22 protein-coding genes are annotated in these 16764 nt (G+C 69.6%); all 22 read left to right on the forward strand.

Annotated features, from left to right (window positions below; all coding sequences use genetic code 11):
• Positions 1-157 precede the first annotated feature (157 nt).
• The 22 genes from Q5694_RS05560 (at position 158) to Q5694_RS05665 (ending at position 16725) form a co-directional block, all read left to right on the forward strand.
• Positions 158-334, forward strand: coding sequence for a hypothetical protein (locus Q5694_RS05560; protein WP_333930891.1), 177 nt, complete (start codon positions 158-160; stop codon positions 332-334).
• 63 nt (positions 335-397) lie between these two features.
• Complete coding sequence (locus Q5694_RS05565) at positions 398-607, forward strand: hypothetical protein (RefSeq protein WP_333930893.1); 210 nt, start codon at positions 398-400, stop codon at positions 605-607.
• A 45-nt stretch (positions 608-652) separates the two neighbouring features.
• Positions 653-931 carry a hypothetical protein gene (locus Q5694_RS05570; RefSeq protein WP_333930894.1) on the forward strand — a complete coding sequence of 93 codons (279 nt, stop codon included), beginning with the start codon at positions 653-655 and terminating at the stop codon, positions 929-931.
• A gap of 86 nt (positions 932-1017) precedes the next feature.
• The gene (locus tag Q5694_RS05575; protein WP_333930895.1) at positions 1018-1239 is read left to right on the forward strand and encodes a hypothetical protein; all 222 of its coding nucleotides are present in this window, start codon (positions 1018-1020) and stop codon (positions 1237-1239) included.
• An 85-nt stretch (positions 1240-1324) separates the two neighbouring features.
• Positions 1325-2365 (forward strand): DivIVA domain-containing protein, encoded by a 1041-nt coding sequence (locus tag Q5694_RS05580; protein WP_333930896.1) that lies wholly within the window; start codon positions 1325-1327, stop codon positions 2363-2365.
• Positions 2366-2386: 21 nt separating this feature from the next.
• Positions 2387-2662, forward strand: coding sequence for a hypothetical protein (locus Q5694_RS05585; RefSeq protein WP_333930897.1), 276 nt, complete (start codon positions 2387-2389; stop codon positions 2660-2662).
• On the forward strand, positions 2662-3279 hold the full coding sequence (locus Q5694_RS05590; RefSeq protein WP_333930899.1) for a hypothetical protein: 618 nt from the start codon (positions 2662-2664) through the stop codon (positions 3277-3279). Before Q5694_RS05585 ends, Q5694_RS05590 begins: the two co-directional genes overlap by 1 nt.
• A complete protein-coding gene (locus tag Q5694_RS05595; RefSeq protein WP_333930900.1) occupies positions 3279-5384 on the forward strand; it encodes an FtsK/SpoIIIE domain-containing protein in 2106 nt (701 codons plus the stop codon). Before Q5694_RS05590 ends, Q5694_RS05595 begins: the two co-directional genes overlap by 1 nt.
• A gap of 189 nt (positions 5385-5573) precedes the next feature.
• Positions 5574-6059, forward strand: coding sequence for a hypothetical protein (locus tag Q5694_RS05600; protein WP_333930901.1), 486 nt, complete (start codon positions 5574-5576; stop codon positions 6057-6059).
• 11 nt (positions 6060-6070) lie between these two features.
• Positions 6071-6256, forward strand: a complete 186-nt coding sequence (locus Q5694_RS05605) for a hypothetical protein (protein WP_333930902.1) — start codon at positions 6071-6073, stop codon at positions 6254-6256.
• A gap of 134 nt (positions 6257-6390) precedes the next feature.
• Positions 6391-6618 (forward strand): DNA-binding protein, encoded by a 228-nt coding sequence (locus Q5694_RS05610; RefSeq protein WP_333930904.1) that lies wholly within the window; start codon positions 6391-6393, stop codon positions 6616-6618.
• 84 nt (positions 6619-6702) lie between these two features.
• Positions 6703-7086, forward strand: a complete 384-nt coding sequence (locus Q5694_RS05615; RefSeq protein WP_333930905.1) for a phage tail fiber protein — start codon at positions 6703-6705, stop codon at positions 7084-7086.
• 13 nt (positions 7087-7099) lie between these two features.
• The gene (locus tag Q5694_RS05620) at positions 7100-8215 is read left to right on the forward strand and encodes a hypothetical protein (RefSeq protein ID WP_333930906.1); all 1116 of its coding nucleotides are present in this window, start codon (positions 7100-7102) and stop codon (positions 8213-8215) included.
• Complete coding sequence (locus tag Q5694_RS05625; protein ID WP_333930907.1) at positions 8212-9012, forward strand: hypothetical protein; 801 nt, start codon at positions 8212-8214, stop codon at positions 9010-9012. The genes Q5694_RS05620 and Q5694_RS05625 overlap by 4 nt, the downstream gene beginning before the upstream one ends.
• A gap of 3 nt (positions 9013-9015) precedes the next feature.
• Positions 9016-10560 (forward strand): NlpC/P60 family protein, encoded by a 1545-nt coding sequence (locus Q5694_RS05630; RefSeq protein WP_333930908.1) that lies wholly within the window; start codon positions 9016-9018, stop codon positions 10558-10560.
• Between the two features lie 15 nt (positions 10561-10575).
• Entirely contained in the window at positions 10576-10902 is a 327-nt protein-coding gene (locus Q5694_RS05635; RefSeq protein WP_333930909.1) for a hypothetical protein, read from the forward strand.
• Between the two features lie 12 nt (positions 10903-10914).
• A complete protein-coding gene (locus tag Q5694_RS05640) occupies positions 10915-11070 on the forward strand; it encodes a hypothetical protein (protein WP_333930910.1) in 156 nt (51 codons plus the stop codon).
• 634 nt (positions 11071-11704) lie between these two features.
• Entirely contained in the window at positions 11705-11890 is a 186-nt protein-coding gene (locus Q5694_RS05645; RefSeq protein WP_333930911.1) for a hypothetical protein, read from the forward strand.
• 152 nt (positions 11891-12042) lie between these two features.
• Positions 12043-12633 carry a phage terminase small subunit P27 family gene (locus tag Q5694_RS05650; protein WP_333930912.1) on the forward strand — a complete coding sequence of 197 codons (591 nt, stop codon included), beginning with the start codon at positions 12043-12045 and terminating at the stop codon, positions 12631-12633.
• Positions 12605-14344 (forward strand): terminase large subunit, encoded by a 1740-nt coding sequence (locus tag Q5694_RS05655; protein WP_333930913.1) that lies wholly within the window; start codon positions 12605-12607, stop codon positions 14342-14344. The genes Q5694_RS05650 and Q5694_RS05655 overlap by 29 nt, the downstream gene beginning before the upstream one ends.
• Before the next feature lie 13 nt (positions 14345-14357).
• Positions 14358-15770 (forward strand): phage portal protein, encoded by a 1413-nt coding sequence (locus Q5694_RS05660; RefSeq protein ID WP_333930914.1) that lies wholly within the window; start codon positions 14358-14360, stop codon positions 15768-15770.
• A complete protein-coding gene (locus Q5694_RS05665; protein WP_333930915.1) occupies positions 15754-16725 on the forward strand; it encodes a hypothetical protein in 972 nt (323 codons plus the stop codon). The genes Q5694_RS05660 and Q5694_RS05665 overlap by 17 nt, the downstream gene beginning before the upstream one ends.
• Positions 16726-16764 lie beyond the last annotated feature (39 nt).

Consider the following 16764-nt stretch of genomic DNA (forward strand, 5'->3'; position numbering starts at 1 on the left):
GCAAGGTCGCCGAAGCCAACCGGCAGAGCAAGTCCCGGCCCAAGTAGGGCCCCCTGTTCCACCGCGGGTGGCGGATGTCCACGGCTCCCCTCCGTCCCGTCGCCCGCGGTGCTCCACCCCCATCTCATCCCGGCATGACCAACCGAGGAGATCAGCCATGTCTCAGATCGACATCAGCGCCCTGGACGCGGGCGACGAACTCGGCGTCAGCGAGACCCCCGAGTGTTGCGACGCCTTGATGGACGAGTGCCGCGGCGGCTTCCAGTGCGGCGACTGCGACTCGTTCGTCAAGTACGACAACAACCGCATCGTCACCTGCGTGCAGATCAACTGACTTCACCCTGCCGCCTGCCGTTCCCCCTTCCCTGACCCACCTGACCAGTGAGGAACCACCGTCATGTCTCCGTTCCTGTTCTCCGCCGACCATGCCGTCCTCGACCAGGGCGCGGCCCGTGCCGTGGCTCTCGTGCCGACGGCGCTGTCCATCTCCGACCTGTTCGCCGAGTATGCGGCTGCCGGCCGGGCCCGTCGGGCGGAGATCCGCCTCGCCGCCGACCCGGGCCTGCTCGCCGAGCTCGACGGCTTCGACTACCCCGCCGCCGCCTGACTCCCACCGACCGCTGCACTGAACCGCTGACTAGGAGCCGACCCGATGTTCGCCTTCCTCACCCGACGAAAGGACAACCCCATGGCCGAGACCGTGACCGCCACCGAGAAGCCCGCTAACGACGTTCTGATGCGCTTCCTCACCCAGGGCGGCGCCGAGGTCCACGTCACCGGATCCGGCCGCTACGGCGCCGAGGACCACCACTGGATGTGCCTCGGGTGCAGCGAGACCGACAACGGGATCGGCCGCTGGGACTGGGATGCCCGTCAGCAGGCCAATGGTCACGCCACCAACTGCCGGGCCATGCCCAAGCCCGCCGCCTGACCCCCTGACCGCCGGGCGGCGGTACCACCCCCAGCCGCCGCCCGGCACCCAGCCCCGGCAACGCCGATCCAACCCGGAAGGACCCCATGCCCATCACTACCGCCCAGCTCGTCGACCAGGCCCTCGACGCCCTCAAGCCCAAGGACGGCTTCCACGCGCCCAGCCGCGAGCAGGTCCGCGAGGCCGACGCCCGCGCGAACGTCGCCATCGCTGCCGCCCTCACCCGCATCGCCGGGGCCCTCGAGGAGATCGCCTTCAACCGCGACTCCGACACCACCGTTCAGCCCACCATCCACCACAGCGTCTGACGCCTGCCTCTCCCGCCCGTCCCGCACGGGCGGGAGCGCGGGGAGACGTCAGCCCGCCTCCACGACATACGAGAGGAACCGAACCGTGACCACCGCCCCGGCCGCACCCCGCACCCTGTACGGCCCCGACGGCCAGGCCCTCGTCCAGCCCGCCAAGCCTTCCGTAGAGGAATGGCGGCCTGTGCGGGCCAAGGGCAACGCAGTCGTATGGGAGCGACCCCGGCCCGCCGCGGCCAGCGAGCAGATCGAGGGTGCCCGCTCCGAGGCCGAGAAGGTGCTGGCCGACGCGCGAAACGAGGCGGAGCGCATCACCGAAGAGGCCCGCACCATCCGCGAGACGGCCCGCGCAGAGGCCGCCCGCAAGGAAGACAACAGCAAGCGGCTGGACTTGTGGATGGCCCGCGCCGTCATTGCCGGCGCCGTGGGCCTGACCGCTTCCGGGGAGTACTCGCTGGCGCGGCTCGCTCACTTCCCGAGCGAGGTGGCATGGCTGCTGCCATTCGTCATCGACATCTACGTGATCCAAGCCTTCCGCCGGCACCGGGACATCCTCCAGGCGATCGCTCTGACCATCGCGGCGAACGTCGTCTACCACCTCGCCGCCGCCGGCATGTTCGGCGTCACCACCGACGCTCAGGGCCGACACCACGCCACCTGGTGGCTGATCGCGCTGGTGGCATCGATCGCCTCCGTCATCCTCTGGCGGATGCACGTGATCACCGTTCCGCAGTCCGGGCGACGCAAGGCCGGTACCGCGCCCGACAGCAAGCCGGTGCCGGGACACGCGGAGCCCTCGGTACCGGCGTCGCCCGCCCACCCGGTACCGGCCGGTGACGAGACAACCGTTCCGGTACCGGACAGCAAGCCGGTACCGGCCCTGCGCCCGGTGCCGGACTCGACCCCGGTACCGGCACGCAAGCCCGCCAGTACCGGCCGCACCAACAAGCGGACCGCCACCCGTAAGGCAAGCACCAGCAAGACCGGTACCGCCTCCTTCGACGGGCACGTGCGCCTCGCCCGTGAATGGCTCGCCGCCGACCCCAGCCTCTCCGGGGCCGAGATCGGCAAGCGGCTCGGTACCGGCGACTCCTACGGCCGGCGCGTCAAGCGCGCCGCCACTAACTAACACCCCAGAAGGAGACGCGCCGTGTACGGCTCCCGCCGCACCGCCCTGATCGACCGGGTCGTCAGGTTCACCGAGGGCATCGCCCGTACCGGTCGCCTGTTCGCCCGCCTCGCCACCAGCCAGGCCCGCCTGGGTCTGACCGACCTGTACGCCGCCGCCTGTACCGCCCGGTTCATGGCCGCACACGAACTCATCGACCGGGCCGAGAACCAAGTTGGCGACGACCCCGACGCGGACCTGGTTCAGGTCCGCACCCCGCTGTGGTTCGGCTCCACCACCCTCCACGAGGAGAACTGATGGCTTCCCCCACCACGCCCTACAACTGGGCCGACGACAAGGACTCCGGCATGAGCAACAGCCCCGGCCGTCAGCGGCCCTGGGGACACAGCAGCAACGGCGGCCCGCAGGCGCAGGCCGGGCCGCGCGTGCACAAGCAGCGCAACATCAACGTCAACTTCGGAGCCGGCGACGGCGGTGGACGCGGCGACGGCGGCAACAACGGTGCAGGTCACGCCGCCGCACCGGACCCGAACAATCATCAGGGCGACGGGATGATCAGCGCGATTGAGCGGATCGAGTTCCGCGGCGCCAAGGACATCCTGGACTGCGCCAAGGCCGTCAACCGGCTCGGCCGGGAGTTGCACTTCATCCTCGCCATGCGCGCCGAGGAGATCCAGGCCGTCCTCTCCACCCACAAGGGCACCTGGTACACCTTCGGCGCCCAGTCCCGCATCAGGGCCCGCCTGGTCGCCATGCACCTGAAGGTCAGCGCCGAAGCCGCCAAGGCCCTCGGAGTGGGTTCCCTGAAGATGGCGCACGCGTTCGACCGGCACTTCGTCAAGCCCGAGCAGGAAGCCAAGCGGAAGAGGAACGGCCACAAGGGCCGCCGCGAGTTCAACATGGGGGACCTGTGATGGCCCGATCCGCAACGACCACCAGCAGCAAGAAGCAGCAGGTCAACACCACCACCGACATCGTGCCCATCTCCGTCGGCAAGGGCGGACTGTTCGGGCAGGTCGTCAGCCACCTCGTCGGCAAGGCCATCCCGTACACCGCACCCTGGGCCGGCGCCTACACCTTGCCCCCGCTCGCCGGGTTCGCTACGAACCAGATGTGGGGAGACACCGCCCTCGAGGCCGGGCTGGCATCCGCCGGCCTCGGCCTGGGCGGGGTCGCCCTCGCCGCAGTGACCTGGCAGGTGGCGGGCGGCAACAACAAGTTCCGCAAGTTCCGCCGCGCCCAGGCCACCGCCTCGGTCGCGGCCGGGATGGGCTGGCTGACCTGCGCCACCGCAGCCGGACCGTTCGGCCACCCGATGATGGATCTGTGGCTGCTCGGCGGCGGAGTGTTCGCCGCCTCCTGGAACATCCGCCAGCTGATGCGCAACGCCCACGACGAGACCGAGCAGGTCGAGGAGAAGGGCGGCCTGGCCAAGCTCGCCGAGGCCATCGGCCTGGAAAAGCTCAAGGTCAAGTCCGTCAAGGGCAACGACAAGGGCATGGTCCGGGCGCCCATCGAGGTCACCGGCGGGCAGACCATCGAGGAGGTTCAGGCCGCTCTGCCGAAGCTGGCCGCCGGCATGCACGTGCCTCCGTCCGGGGTCACCGTCACCAAGGACCCTGACAACGCCGCCCATGGCGTCCTCAACATCCGCGTCGCTGACCTGCTCAAGGACGGTGTGGCGTTCATCCCGCCCATCCGCCTCGGGATGCTGCCCACCGAGCCAATCCCGCTGGGCCTGTACGCCGACGGCGAGGACTTCATCATCAACCCCTTCGACGCCGACATCCTGCAGCACCTGCTGGTCATGGGCGTCACGGGCGCCGGCAAGTCCGAATTCGCCCGCGGCCTGCTCGCCCACCTGATGACCCGCCGCAAGATGACCGTCATGCTGATCGACTGCTCCAAGGGACGGCAGTCCGTCGGCCACATCAAACACGGCCTGGACGTGTTCATCAGCGACATGCGCGAGGCGAAGCAGCTGCTCAAGGCGCTGCCCGGCGCCATCAAGGCCCGCGGTGACGTACTCGCCGACGAGGGCCTGGACCAGTGGACACCGAAGTCCAAGCTCAACGCCGTGCTGGTCTGGGTCGAAGAGGCCGCCGACCTGGCCGACTTCGACGAGCTGGACAACATCGCCCGCGCCGCCCGGTCCGTGGGGATCTGGCTGGTCATCAGCCTCCAGCGTGCGACCTGGACGAACGTGTCCACCGATGTGCGCGCCAACCTCCAGGCCTCCGCCTGCTTCGGCGTAGACGAAGCCTCGGACGCCGGGTTCTGCCTGCCGGACTCGGTGACCGACGCTGGCGCTGTCCCGGCATGGGGCTCCAGCCGGCCGGGTTACGCCTTCGCCACCGGCATGGGCATCGACCAGGCCCGCTGGACGATGGAATGGCGCTCCGGCCTCACCGACCGCGAGTACCTTTCCTCGCTGGTCACGGCCGCCACGTCGTATCGGGACCCCCTGGACGACACCACCGCGGGCGCTCTCGGCCTGGTGTACGCCAACCGCACCCACCGCGGCACGAACCGGGCGAACACCGACGTCAGCGAGCTGCCGCCGATCGCCCAGCTCCGCCGGGAACTGCCCGAGGCGGGCCCCGTCGCCGAGCTCACCACAGAGCAGGAAGAAGCCATGTCCGCAGAGATCGAAGACGCGTACACCGAGGTCATGGGCCTGATCCCGGACGACCCTGAACCCGACGCCCCCTACGCCAACCTCGACATCGACGATCCGATGCCCGCCGAAACTGACACCGGGATGCAGTTCGAGCAGCAGGAAAAGCTGCCCACCGAGGAAGCCCGCCACCTGCTCCATGAACAGCTCCACCGGTGGGTCGAGGGCAACCAGCTCACCTTCTCCCCTGGGGAGCTGGCCCCGGTAACCGTTGCTGCCGGCCGTAAGCGGCCATGGCTCCAGGGCGAACTCGCCCGCCTGGTCAAGGAAGGCGTTCTCCGCCACGACCGGCACGGCGAGTACGACATCGTGCGCTCACCGCTGGAGCCGGTGCCCGCATAGAAGTCACCCACCGTGACGATCTGACTGTCACGAACCGGCCTGACTCCTGACTGTCAGGCCGGGCGGGGACCTAAAGGAAAGTCACCTGACATCAGGCATGACACTGCATCTGACACCCCTCCTGACTGTCAGACCCGCCCCATCCTGACAATCACGCAACGTAGCGAATCTCTTGAGGAGTGACCAGCCGTGTACCCCCTGCCCGACCCGCAGCAGTCCACCGCCGAGAAGGCCGGGCAGGCCGCCGGCGGCAGCCTGACCGACGCCGTCATCAAGGCCGCCGTGCGCGACACTATCCGCCAGACCAGCTACCGCGACGAGACCCCCATCCCGCAGTACGGCACCACCCCGCCCGTCCCCCAGCCCGGCCGGCCGCCCATGAGCGCCAAGGCCGTCGACGACACCGCGCGCATGCTCGGCGCCAGCGTCCTCATCGCCACCAGCGGAGGCGCCACCACCGCCGTCCTGTGGGCGTCCGGCTACGCCAACCCGGCCGTCGTCGCCCTCGTTTTCGGCGCCCCCACCGCCCTCGCGCTCGCCATCGGCCGCGTCATGAAGCGCGCGAAGGACACCACCCCGGACGTGCACCACCACCACTACGCCGGGCCCGTCGACCAGCGCACCGTCCACAGCCGCACCCGCGGCGTGTGGGCCAAGACCACCAACCAGCAGTAGGAGAACCCCTGATGGAGCGCTACCACACCCTGTTCTGGGTGACGATCCTCGGCCCGCTGATCCTGGGCCTGATCGCCCTCGTGTTGATCCTCCTGCCAGGTGAGCCGAACACCGGCCGCATGCTCATCGGCCTGGCCGTCTATCTAGTGATCGCCGTCGTCGGCGGCGCCATCATGACCCGCCGCCTCGACCGCTGACCGACACACCAGCCTCAACCGCCCCTGCTTGACAATCTGACCAGCACCGAAGCAAACTGCGATCAATCTGATACTCGTGTCTCCAGGGCCGTCGCGCGCGCGACGGCCCTGAGTCATTTCCGGGGGAGGTGCCCATGCTCCCCGGCTACGTCTCCGCCGCGGACGCCGCCTACTACGCCGGTGTGCCCGTAGGCACCATCTGGCGCTGGGCCTCCGAAGGCCGCATCAGCAAGGCCGGCAAGGGCAAGGCAGCGGGCTACCTGGTGTTCGATTTGCCGAAGGCCCGGCGCGACGAGTACACGCGCGAACTCCTGGAGGCCGGCAAGCCCCCGCCCCTGCCCGAAGGCGCACGCGCAGCCTGATCGTCCCGCCGTTCGTCTCGCTCCGGTCCCGGGCGGCGGGGCTTCCACCTTGCGCCACGCGGCGCCCACTCGTGAGGAGGCCGCGTGGCCGACAACTTGACGAACACCGCCGAGAACCGGGCCCTGGACTTCATCAATGGCCTGTCGGCGACCGCCCCGACCACCCCGCTGAAGGTCGCGCTGGTGACCGCGAACGGCGATGACACCACGGCGGGCACTGAGGTCACCGGCGGCTCCTACGCCCGGCAGAACCTCTCCGTCGGCGCCGCCGTCTCCGGCGCCACCAGCAACTCGGCTGACCTCGTGTGGACGGGCATGCCTGCGGCCACGGTCGTCGGTGTGGAGATCTGGGACAACGCGGGGACGCCGGTGCGGCTCTGGTACGGGCCGCTCACCGCGTCCCGCACCGTTGCTGCCGGGGATGAGCTCCGGCTGACCGCGGGATCCCTGCAGTTGTCCCTGGCGTGACGGGAGGCCAGCCGTGCCGTCCCTTTCCACCCTCGTCGATAACTTCAACAGCGGCACGTTGGGCCCCGAGTGGGGCAACAGCTACGGCGGCACCGCTGTCGTCGGCGGCCGGGCCCGCGTCCCCTGCACCACCGGCTACGCCGGCTGCCAGACCGCCTACGCGTGGACGCTCTCCGGGGCCACCCTGTTCGTGCAGGTGCCCACAGCCCCGGCCGCCGCAGGCGCCACCGTCGAGGCGTACTTCGCGGTCACCGTACAAGGCGCCACAGCCGGCACCCGCGTCGGCTTCTCCATGAACGCCGTCAACGGCACGCTGCGCTGCGTGTCGGAGACCGACTACTGGGACGACAACGCGGTCGAGCTCACCTACGACCCGGTCGCACACCTGTGGATGCGGCTCCGCGAGGACGGCACCAACCTGTACTGGGACACGTCCCCGAACGGGACAACGTGGACCAACCGGCGCACCCTCGCCACCCCAGCCTGGATCGCCGCCGACGCCGAAGCGTGCGCCCTGGACATGTCGGCCCACCGCGATGCCGGAACGGCGAACTTCGTCGAGTTCGACATGGTCAACACCCTCTCCAACGGGGCCGTGCTGACCGGCTCGGCGACCCTGTCGGGGCAGACGACACTCACCGCCGCCGCTGAGGCGTCCGTGCACGGCGCGGCCGTCCTCAGCGCCGACAGCAGCCTCACCGCCACCCCCCGCATGTCCGTGCGCGCCACAGCCGCCCTGTCCGGGACGGCGACGCTCACCGCGGACGCCGCCGACAGCGAGATCCCGGAGGTGGCAGGGTTGGCCGCTGGCATCTTCGATCTGCGCATCGAGCAGGGCGCCACCTACGTGCAGAACTTCACCGTCAAGGACGTCGACGACTTCTCCTGGGCCGGCTGGAGCGCACGCTCCCAGATCCGTTCCGCGCCGGCCTCCGAGAACGGCGAGCTGCTCCTCGACCTCGGCGACTATCTGACGATCATCGGGGACACGATTCGGCTCGCCATCCCCGCCGCTGTGACCGAGACCCTCACCCGCAACGGCGTATGGGACCTGGAGATGGTCAACGGTGGCACCGTGGTGCGGCTCCTGCAGGGGCGGGCCGTTGTGTCGCTGGAGGTGACCCGGTGAGGATCCAGGTCACGGGCGAGGCCCTCACCGACGACATCGAAGTGTCCACCGGGCAGCAGGCGCGCACCGTCATGGTGTCGGCGGGGCTCGTGTCCAGCGTGAACGGGCAGACCGGCGACGTGACCGGCCTGGCCACCGCCGACGGCGTGGAGGCCACCGCGCAGGCCGCCGTCGACGCCCACGTCGAAGCTGTCGACCCGCACGGTGACCGGGCATACAGCGACGAAGCCCTGCAGGCTCACGTCGCGGCGGCCGACCCGCACGGTGACCGAGCGGCTGCCGCCGCGGACGCCACCGAGAAGGTCGCCGCGCACACGGCCGCCGCGGACCCGCACGGCGACCGCGCCTACGCCGACGGGAAGTTCCTCCCCAAGACGGGCGGCACCCTCACCGGGCCGATCAACGGGCCCGGCACGTTCGCCGTTGCAGTAGACGGCGGCCTCACGGCGCCCAGCCTCACCCTGCCGGCGGCGGCCACCACCGTCAGCAAGAGCCTCGTCATCACCGCCCCGACCGGCGCCGCCTCCTACGTGGTGTGGCGGGCCCCCAAGGCGTGCACCGTGGTTGCGGTGCGCGGCTACCGGGTCGGCGGAACCGGCACCACGATCAACGCGCAGAAGAACGCGTCGGATCTCCTCGCCGCCGACCTGTCCCTGTCGACCGCGGCGACGTGGCTGTCCGGGCCGTCCGTGCAGAACGCCACCTTCGCAGCCGGCGACAGCCTCACCCTCGCCATCCGCTCCGTCACGGGCACGCCCACGGCGGTCACCATCCAAGTCGACCTGCAAGGGGTGTGAGTGATGGCGGTGCTCACCGTCGACGACGGGCAGATGCTGTACCAGCCGCCGCCCGCCACGCTCGCCACCCAGACCCTCACCGCCCCGGATCGGCTGCAAGTCTCCGACACCGCGGGCGTGCTGGCCACGCTCACCGTCGGGGCCCGCACCGTCGCCATGCGCGGGCCGCAGCGCACGTTCACCGAGAACAAGCGGCCCTTCACCGACGCCTTCGCGCGCACGTCCAGCTCTGGCTTCGGCCTCAGCCCCGGCGGCGGCACCTGGTCCCAGTCCGGCACCGCCACCCTCTACACCGTCGGCGGCGGCGTCGGGCAGATCTCCTGCGACGTCGCCAACAGCAGCCGCCACGCGACCATCGTCGATACCCTGACCGACGTCGACGTCACCGCGAAGGTCACCGTCGCCACCGTGCCCGCCGGCGCAGCCACCAGCATCGGCCTGTCCATCGGCTACACCGACACCAACAACGCCAACCGGGCCCGCCTCATCGTCAACACCACCGGCACCGTGCAGCTCGCCCTGGAGAAGGAAGTCGCCGGAACCACCACCACCCTCGGTACCGCCGCCCAAGTCGGAACCGGCTTCACCGCGGGTCAGTGGTGGCGCATCCGCATCCAGCGCACCGGCAGCACACTGCGCTGCAGGGCCTGGCTCGACGGCACCACCGAACCCGGCACGTGGCTGCACTCCGTCACCGACACCGCCAACCCCGCCGGCCGGGTCGGGTTCCGGGCGCTCGCCTCCACCGGCTCCACCGGCCTGCCCCGCCTCGTCCGCGTCGACGACCTGCAGGTCATCTCCGGCAGCTGGGAAACCGTCCCGACGATCACCCACAACACGTGGGTGCGCGTCCTCGCCCAGCCGTTCAACGGCACGTGGACGCCCGCGCTGGCCGACCAGATCCGAGCCTGGGCGGTCGACACCACACCCGACGTACTCGCCTACGCGCTCATGTACACCACCGGCGCCCCGACCGTGACCAGCACGGCTCTCGCCGGGGCGCAGATCGCCGGGCAGGCAAACTATGGGCCGCTCGACACCGACGGCACCCCCATAGAAGGCGCCGACTTCCACGACTACATGAACCGCGACTGGGTTTTCCCCAACGGCGAGACGCAGACGGCGGGTGCCGGCGAACAGGGCTGCGTGGACTGCTCCGGCTTCGTCCGCATGATCTACGGCTACCACATGGGCATCCCCATGGTCCGCACCGCGAACATCGACGGCACCGTCCTACCGCGCATGACCAAAGACATCGGCCCCAACGGGCCCGGCGTCATCATCGCCCAAGCCACCGGCAGTGCCCCGCCGCTCACCAACCTGCAGATCGGCGACGTGCCCCACTTCGACGCCGACAGCGGCGACCCCGTAGCCGGCCAGCTCGACCACAACGGCATCTACCTCGGCGCCGACAGCCTCGGCCAACTGCGGTTCATCAACTCGCGCAAGACCCCGAACGGGCCCACCTTCGGCGACCTCGGCGGAGCATCCCGCCTTGACGGCACCGGTACCTACGCCACCAGCCTCCGCCTCATCAGGCGCTTCTGACCCAGGGAGATCGCCATGCCCCGCACTTCGATCGCCGCTACGCAGGCGACCCGCTCCGGCACGGTCCTTCCGGCCGCTGCGGCGGGCGACGTCGCCAACGGCAACTCGACCCCGAACGACGGCAGAGTCGTCCTGATCGTCCGCAACACGGGCGCCTCGTCGCGCACTATCACCTTCGCGACGACCGTCTCCGTTGACGGCCTCACCGCGCCCGTGCGCAGCGAGACCATCCCCGCAGGCGAGACGCAGGTCTTCGGGCCGTTCAGCCCCAACGACTACGGCACAACGCTCGCCTACAACGTCGACAACGCCGAACTCACCGTGCAGGCGCTGAGGGTCTGAGAAGGTGGGCAGATGACACTCATACCTGACGCGCTGGGCGCAGCCATCGCTGGCCGGGACGAGGAGATCGAAGAGGCGCTTGCGTTCTTCGCCCACATCCAGCAGCCCGACGAGGTGGACGATGATTCGGCCGTGTCGATACCTCGCTTCGAGGAGTCGACCAACTAGTCCTGGAACGAGCCGTCCCTACGGCGCTGATGGCGGCTCATCATGTGCTTGCACTGAGGGCAGCACTTCAGGAACACAGGCTTGATCAGCCAGGAGCACGTGAACAGGTACGCCGTGTGACGCCCCATCCGAGCGATCCACGACATCGTGCACGTCTGACAATCACGGCACCCACTGGCCATCAGAACACCCCCCTTTTTCTTGGACCCCCTGGTCCTTGGAGGGGGCACGTTAGCGCACCCAAGGGGGCCCTGAATGCCATCCCGGCTCAAGCCTCCCTGCTCAAGGCCAGGCTGTGACCAGACCAAGCCCTGCCCGATACACGGCAAGGACACGAGGGCACGAGGTGGAGCACGGCAGAGGGGCTACACGGGGCGGCACGAGGACCGCTTCAGGCGAGGCGTACTGGACGCCCAGCCCGTATGCGTTCTATGCCGACGTGCACCGGCCACTGAGGCAGACCACTGGCCACGCTCACGCCAACAGCTAGAGGCAGAGGGCCTCGATGCCAACGATCCACAGTACGGACGAGGGCTGTGCAAGCCCTGCCACAGCAGAGAGACCGCGAGGCATCAGCCCGGAGGTTGGGCAGCAGAGCAGCACCGATGACGAGCCTAGGGGCGAGGTGATCATCATGCCGAAGGGCAAGGGCGGACGCATCCGAGGCATCGTGGCCGGCCGAGGCAGGGTGTATGAGGCACTCAAGGGCCGCATGGGTAAGACCCGAGCCGCCAAGATCGCCAATGCTGGCAAGACCCACGCCGACCGATCACGCATGGCGAAAAAGGCTGCGCGAACTCGAAAACGGCAGGGAAATTGATCGTCCGAAATTGCTGAAATTCTCGGCAATTTTGGAGCCCTCGCGCGCACGTGGGTGGGGGCGTACCCCCGCCCGCGCGCACACGGGACCGCGGGGGAGGGAAATTCGTGGCGCCGCGATCCGGGGCCTTCTGATCTTGGGGGTGATCTTGTATGGCGGTGCCTGGCCGCAAGCCGAAGCCTCCGCTGCAGGTCGTCCGCGAGGGCAATCCGGGCAAGCGCCCGGTCCGTGAGGGCGTCAAGCTCCCGCCGGCCACCCTCTATGAGCCGGACTGGTCGTCGTTCTTCCCCACCTCGCGGATGCCTCCGAAGCCGCGGGCTCCTCGGGGCGCGGACGACGAGGAGCTGAAGGAGTACAGGCGGGAGGTCGCGCACTGGCAGCGCCTGAGACTGGCCCAGGAGGCGGCTCAGTTCGGCCGCGAGGTCGCCGGCCGGGAGTGGCAGCGGGTCGTGCCGGTGCTGCAGCAGATGGCGGGCCTGACGTCGGTGGACCGGTCGACGGCCGTGGACTACTGCGTGTGCGTGGCCCGGTTGGAGTGGTGTGAGCGGCAGCTGTCCATCGAGGGCCTGGTGACGATGGGGCAGCGCGGGCCGTGCCGGAACCCGTTGACGACGATCGCGTCGCAGTACCGGACGCAGTTGAAGGCGTACATCGGGGAGCTTGGGCTGTCGCCGTCTGCTCGCGGCCGGCTGACGCCGCCGGAGGGTGGCGACGATGGCGACGAAGACGATCCCTTCGACTGAGCAGCTGTCGGTCGAGGACTGCTCGGATGGCCTGCCGGTTCCGCGCGCGGCGCTGCACGAGTTGGGCCTGTCGGATGAGGAGATCGCGGACGCGCTGCTGTCGAGGCCGCTGGTGTCGGCGTTCCAGATGCCGGAGCAGCCGGGGGCCTGGTTCGACGTGGCGGCGGCCCGCCGTGCGAAGGCCGCGATCGAGTCGTTCAAGCACACCAAGGGCCGCTGGGGCGGTACGCCGCTGAAGCTGGCGCCGTGGCAGTTCGTGTGGGTGATCGCGCCGGTGTTCGGCTGGCTGTGGCACGACCCGGAGCTGGAGCGGGACGTCCGCGTGGTCCGCGCGGTGTGGATCGAGGTGCCCCGCAAGAACGGCAAATCGACCTTGTCGTCGGGGATCGGCCTGGCGCTGCTGCTGGCCGACCGGGAGATCGGCGCCGAGGTGTATGCGGCGGCTGGCTCGCTGGAGCAGGCGAAGCGCGTGTTCGACGACGCGAAGCGGATGGCTCAGACGTCGAAGGCGGTGAAGGGCCGGGCCGAGGTGCTTACCTCAGTGATCCGGGTGCCGCGGACGGGCGGAATCTTCCGGGCCCTGTCGAGGATCGCGGAGACCGCGCACGGCCTGAACGTGAGCGGCGCGGTGATCGACGAGGTCCACGTGCACAAGTCGAGGGATCTGATCGATGCCATCGAAACGGGCACCGGCGCCCGCGATCAGCCGCTGATCGTGTTCATCACGACGGCGGATGACGCGCAAGAGGGCTCGATCTACGACGAGAAGCACTCCTACACCCGCAAGGTCGCCGAGAACGTCGTGCAGGACCCGGCGCACTACGGGGTGATCTGGGCCGCGGACGAGTCGGACGACCCGTTCGATGAGCGGACCTGGCGCCGCGCGAACCCCGGCCTCGGAGTGAGCCCAACGCTGGCGTACCTGCGGCGTGAGGCCAACAAGGCGCAGGCGACACCCTCGTACTTCCCGACGTTCCTGCGGCTGTCGCTGAACATCCGGGAGAAGGCATCGACCCGCTGGATCGACGTCCGGGCCTGGGACCGGGTGGCCGGCATGGTCGACGAGACGGCACTGAAGGGCCGCAGGGCGTGGGGCGGCCTGGACCTTTCGGCGGTGTCCGACCTCAGCGCCTGGGTGCTGGCGGTGGAATCAAAGCAGCCGGGCGTCGAGGTGGAGCTGGTGTCGAGGTTCTGGCTGCCGTCAGAGCGCCTGGAGGACCTGCAGCGCCACCTGCAGGTACCCCTCGCCCAGTGGGCCCGCGAGGGCTTCCTGAAGCTGACCGAGGGCGACGCGATCGACTACGACACGATCGAGAAGCAGGTCTTGGCGGACTGTAAGCACTTCGACGTGCAGTGGATCGGCTACGACCGCATGTTCGCAGGCCAGCTGGTGCAGAACGTCGACCGGGACACCCGGCGCGGCGTGAAGGTGACACCGATCAGTCAGACGTTCCTCGGGTTGTCGCCGGCCTGCAAGGAACTGGACCGGCTGCTGCTCGAGCAGCGGTTCCTGCACGGCGGGCATCCGATCCTGCGCTGGATGGCCGGTTGCGTAGAGACGATCGCGGACGGCAACGACAACTACCGGCCGACGAAGCCGGACCGGAAGAAGTCCCAGGCCCGCATCGACGGGATCGCGGCGACGGTGATGGGCCTGGACGGCTATCTGCGCAGGCCGAAGGCGAAGTCTCGGGTGGCGGTCGGATTCTGACGGGAGGTGCCTGGTGGCCCTGTCGCAGAAGCTGGAGCCTGAGTCGCCGGACTGGTGGCTGGAGCGGTTGTGGACGCAGCTGCAGGAGCGCTGTAAGTACGCCGACACGATGCGCCAGTACTACTCGGGCGACCATCCGCTGCCGATGATCCAGGAGAAGGCCCGTTCGGCGTTCCAGCGGCTGCTGAAGCAGTCGCGGTCGAACTACACGGGCCTCGTCGTGGACGCCACCGCGGAGCGCATCCAGGTGGACGGCTTTCGCTTCGGCGATGAGGACGTCGGCGACCAGGAGGCGTGGCGGATCTGGCAGGCGTCGTCGATGGATGCCGACTCCGATCTGCTGATCACGGAGGCGGTGAAGGTCGGCAGAGCTTTCGCGCTGGTCGCCCCGAACCCGAATGATGCCTCGACGCCCATCATCACGGCGGAGGACGCCACGCAGGCCATCGTCGCCTACCAGCCGGGCAGCCGGAGGCAGCGTGCGGCGGGCCTGAAGACGTGGGTGGACGACTGGACCGGCCAGCTGATGGCCACGCTCTACCTGCCGGACGGCCTGTACAAGTTCCAGGCGCCGAAGCCGGTGCAGGGGGTCGCGAAGCCGTCCTGGGAGAGGCGCGCGGTGGCCGGCGAGCCGTGGCCGGCGCCGAACTCGATGGGTGTCGTGCCGCTGGTCGAGATCCAAAATCGCCCTGACCTGCTGGGCGAGGCGCACAGTGAGATCGAGGACGTTCTCGACGTCCAGGACCGCATCAACAAGACCCTCATCGACCGGATGATGGCGCAGGAGTTCTCCGCGTTCCGTCAACGGTGGATGACCGGCTACGAGGTGCCCGTCGACGACAACGGGCAGCCGATCGAGCCGTTCAAGGCCGCGGTGGACCGGCTGTGGGTGATCGAGGACGAGGGCGTCAAGGTCGGCGAGTTCTCGGCGACCGATCTGGGCCCCTACCTGGCGTCCATCGAGGCTGACGTGCAGCACATGGCCGCGCGCACACGCACCCCCGCTCAGTACCTGCTGGGCAAGCTGTCCAACGTCAACGGCGAGACCCTGAAGGCCACGGAGTCCGGCCTGGTGGCCAAGGTGCGTCAGCGCTGCCGCCCGCTCGGCGAGGGCCTGGAGGAGGTTGTAAGGCTGTATCTGAAGGCGGCCGGCGACACCCGGGACCTGGCGAGCATCGAGGTGATCTGGCACAACCCGGAGTTCCGCACCGAGGGTGAGCTGGTCGACGCGCTGCTCAAGATGAGCACCCTCGGGGTGCCCCATGAGGCGCTGTGGGAGCGCTGGGGCGCCTCGCAGACGGAGATCGCCCAGTGGCAGCAGCTTCGCACCGATGCGGCAGCCCGCGTGATGGGCGGCGACCCGGCGGCCCTGTTCGGGCCGAAGCTACCCACCGACACGGCCGAAGCCGATGGCAACGCCGACTGAGCTGGGCCGCACCCGCTACACCCAGGTCACGTCGGTCATCCAGTCCGTGGTGCAGCAGGTGCAGACCCTGTGGAAGGGCATGTCCGCGGCCACCGTCGCGGACGACCTGGAGGGCGCGGCCGGCGCGGCGATCGTGGCGGCGGTGGCCGAAGGGCAGCTGACGGTAGCGGACGCGGCGCAGGCGTACATCGCCGCACAGATGGCCGCTCAGGGCGGTTCGGCCATCGCGGAGGCCGCTTTGGTGGCGTCGGCCTTCGCGGGGATCGCCCCGGACGGCGGGCCGCTGGAAACGCTGCTGTTCCTGCCCGCGGTCGGCGTGCGGCGGCGTCTGGCGGCCGGGATGCCGCCCGAGGAGGCGATGCTCGGCGGCCTCGCCGACATGGCCCGCTACGCCTCCACGGCGATCGCGGACAGCGCCCGCTCCGCCGACCAAGTAGGGATGGCGGCGAACCGGTCGTGTGTGGCGTATGTGCGGGTGGTGCAGCTGCCAGCGTGCGCGCGCTGCATCGTCCTGTCCGGCCAGATGTACCGCTACAGCGAGGGCTTCCTGCGGCACCCGAACTGCGACTGCCAGACCCTGCCGCTGCGGGAGAACGAGTGGCCGAACGTGCCGACGCCGCAGCAGTTGTTCGACCGCATGCCGGGGCGCGAGCAGCGGCGGGTCTTCGGTGTTGCGGGCGCCCGCGCGATCGGTGAGGGCGCGGATGTCGGTCAGGTGGTGAATGCCCGGCGCGGCATGTCCCGGCCGGGCGCCCCAACCACTATGGAGGGCGTCACGCGCCGTGGCCTGTACGGGCGGCGCATGCGGCGGGCGGGCGGCGACTTCGCCCGGTTCCCTGGCCAGCGCTACAGCCGCTCAACGGCCTCGCGCCTGACGCCGGAGGCCATCTTCCGGCAGGCGCCCGGGCGCAGTGAACAGCTCGAGTTGCTGCGCCGCTACGGCTACATCGTCTAGCCGTTCTTGAATGTCCCTGCCGAGAGGGCGGGGCGATGG

Source organism: Streptomyces sp. AHA2, from assembly GCF_036857595.1.
Lineage (GTDB): Bacteria > Actinomycetota > Actinomycetes > Streptomycetales > Streptomycetaceae > Streptomyces.